This window comes from Autumnicola edwardsiae (assembly GCF_031846505.1).
Taxonomy (GTDB): domain Bacteria; phylum Bacteroidota; class Bacteroidia; order Flavobacteriales; family Flavobacteriaceae; genus Autumnicola; species Autumnicola edwardsiae.
In genome coordinates this window covers 1-2,150 of the sequence record NZ_JAVRHP010000204.1, presented here as the reverse complement: position 1 = coordinate 2,150, position 2,150 = coordinate 1, and the positions used below count along the sequence as shown (strand labels likewise).

The following is a 2,150-nucleotide window of genomic DNA, read 5'->3' as shown; positions in this document are numbered from 1 at the left end:
TCCTTCAAGCTCTTCGTTAACTCTAAAAAAATATCTTTCATAATTCTATTGATTTTTGAATGGATAATAATATCGATAGTGCAATGCGTTCAATATTGTTATTATCCAAAATATAGCTGCCTTCATCTTTATTGCTCAAAAAACCCAATTCCAATAGTAATGAGGCGCAATACTCAACAGTTTCCCCAAGTACCTGAAAGTTGGCAAACTTCACACCTCGACTTTCATAAGCAATGGCTTCACAAAGGGCTCGTTCAATTTGATAACCTATAAGAACCGATGCTTTTGAGAATTCCTTTTGTTTTCTTGAAGCATAAACCTCTATACCTCTCGCATCTGGATTATCGGAATGATTGCAATGCAAAGACACAAACAAATCAGCATTCAAGGCTTCGGCCAGCTTTGTTCTGTCTGATAAAGAAATAAGCGTATCACTATACCTGGTCAAATAAATATCCAAAGGCTTATCCATTTCTTTATTCAGCTTTAAAATGGCATTTGCAATGGACAAAACCACATCTTTTTCTTGGATGTTATTTATACCAATTGCACCAGCATCTTTTCCACCGTGTCCAACATCAATTATTATTCGTTTTTGAGCAGTCGATTCTTGTCCAAAAATGACACACATTTTTAGAACTAAAATTACAAAACTGACGTTTTTGAGCAGATTTTTCATTTTCAATTTTCGGGTTATCAACAACTTCCCTTCAAAAATCCATCGAATTTGATGTCAAATAATAACAACGGAATTCAAACAATATCAAATAATATTTTATTCACAAATATTTGATTTTCAGTTATATACACTCAAATATATGTAAATTTCCAATAACGAAAATGAACTAAAAATTTAAACTTTTCCGTTATGAAAAAATCACACTATTTAGCATCCATTCTTTCGCTATTATCCACTTCGCTTTTTGCTCAAATTGGTGGCATTGAAGATTCAGTTAATGATGTTGGCGACACTATCCGAACTATTTTTCCAATACTACTCGGTGTAATCTTCCTTGTAGGTTTCCTGTTCAACGCAGGACATTTTTTTGGGGAAAATGCAGATTTAAAAAAGGGGATTACCCGAGTTTTAGTATTTGTACTTATTGCTGGCGCAGTAGTGGGCATCTTCACTTACTTAATAGGAATCGTAGTATAGATGAACCCTCTAAGAGGGATTTGTTTTCCAAGCATTATGAAGAAATACGAGGTCTATAAAAACATTAGGAAAAGGGCGGTCATTTTTGGACTGCCCATTTCCCTGTTTGCATTGATGATGGTTTCCATTTTGGCTTCGCTGCTCATCATCATCTTCTCTTTCAGCTTTGGGATAATAATAGGGGTGTTGGTCTTCAACGCTTCCTTATATGTTGCGCTAACGAGGATAACCCACAATCCACAACTATTTCAAATGGCAAAGGCCTTTCCAAACATTATCAGCAACAAAAGAAATTCTGGCTTCGATTATGAATAAGATTAACCTTTCGGCATATCGACCTATTGCAGATATTCAGGATAATATCGTCTTTGCCAACAATGGTAACGTTGTTATATGCTATAAAGGTAATCTGCCAGAAATCTATTCACTATCTGAAAAAGATTTTGAGGATATGCACGGTGCTTGGTTTCAGGCGTTGAAGTCATTGCCTGTCGGAACCGTGGTTCACAAACAAGATATCTACCTCAAGAAATCATATACTTCACAACAACTTCCGAATTCTACCTTTCTGGAAAAGGCTACCCACGAACATTTTAAAGGTCGTGGACATATTGAGCACAGCTGCTATTTGTTCTTCATCTTGACCAAAAATAAGGCACTCAACAATCCTAAATATGTCAATCCCTTCAGAAAAGTTTCAAAGGGAATCGTACAGGAATTGGACGACAACATCAAGAGTTTCGCCAACTCGGTAAGTGACTCGGTTTCCTTTATCAACAATAGCCGAAAGATGGATTTTGTTTCGCTTAAAGCGGGCGACATACAGCAACTGACAAGCAGTTACTTCAACGGTTTTAATGAAGGCTATGATACCGATATCTTACTGGACAAAAAAAGCGTCAATATTGGCGAAAACCATTTTGATGCCCTAGCCATCAACAGCGAACTGTGCTTTGGCGAAAGTGTACAGAGTAGCAAGACCAATGAGAAATTC

At 36.6% G+C, this 2,150-nt stretch carries 4 protein-coding genes; 3 read left to right on the top strand and 1 reads right to left on the bottom strand.

The genetic code is table 11. The features are described 5' to 3' along the window. Nucleotides 1–37: 37 nt before the first annotated feature. Entirely contained in the window at nucleotides 38–679 is a 642-nt protein-coding gene (locus tag RM529_RS16975; RefSeq protein WP_311485937.1) for an N-acetylmuramoyl-L-alanine amidase family protein, read from the bottom strand. Between the two features lie 189 nt (nucleotides 680–868). On the opposite strand from RM529_RS16975, the gene RM529_RS16970 reads away from it, so the two are divergent. The 3 genes from RM529_RS16970 to RM529_RS16960 all read left to right on the top strand — a co-directional run. Beyond that, nucleotides 869–1,156 carry a hypothetical protein gene (locus RM529_RS16970; protein ID WP_008610937.1) on the top strand — a complete coding sequence of 96 codons (288 nt, stop codon included), beginning with the start codon at nucleotides 869–871 and terminating at the stop codon, nucleotides 1,154–1,156. A 36-nt stretch (nucleotides 1,157–1,192) separates the two neighbouring features. Beyond that, complete coding sequence (locus RM529_RS16965; RefSeq protein ID WP_311485936.1) at nucleotides 1,193–1,471, top strand: hypothetical protein; 279 nt, start codon at nucleotides 1,193–1,195, stop codon at nucleotides 1,469–1,471. Continuing rightward, on the top strand, nucleotides 1,464–2,150 hold a 687-nt coding region (locus tag RM529_RS16960), incomplete at its 3' end, for a DUF3875 domain-containing protein (RefSeq protein ID WP_311485935.1). The genes RM529_RS16965 and RM529_RS16960, both read left to right, overlap by 8 nt.

Coding starts and splice junctions, on each gene's coding strand:
- RM529_RS16970 (WP_008610937.1), top strand. CDS start 869: ATGAAAAAATCACACTATTTAGCATCCATTCTTTCGCTATTATCCACT.
- RM529_RS16975 (WP_311485937.1), bottom strand. CDS start 679: ATGAAAAATCTGCTCAAAAACGTCAGTTTTGTAATTTTAGTTCTAAAA.
- RM529_RS16965 (WP_311485936.1), top strand. CDS start 1,193: ATGAAGAAATACGAGGTCTATAAAAACATTAGGAAAAGGGCGGTCATT.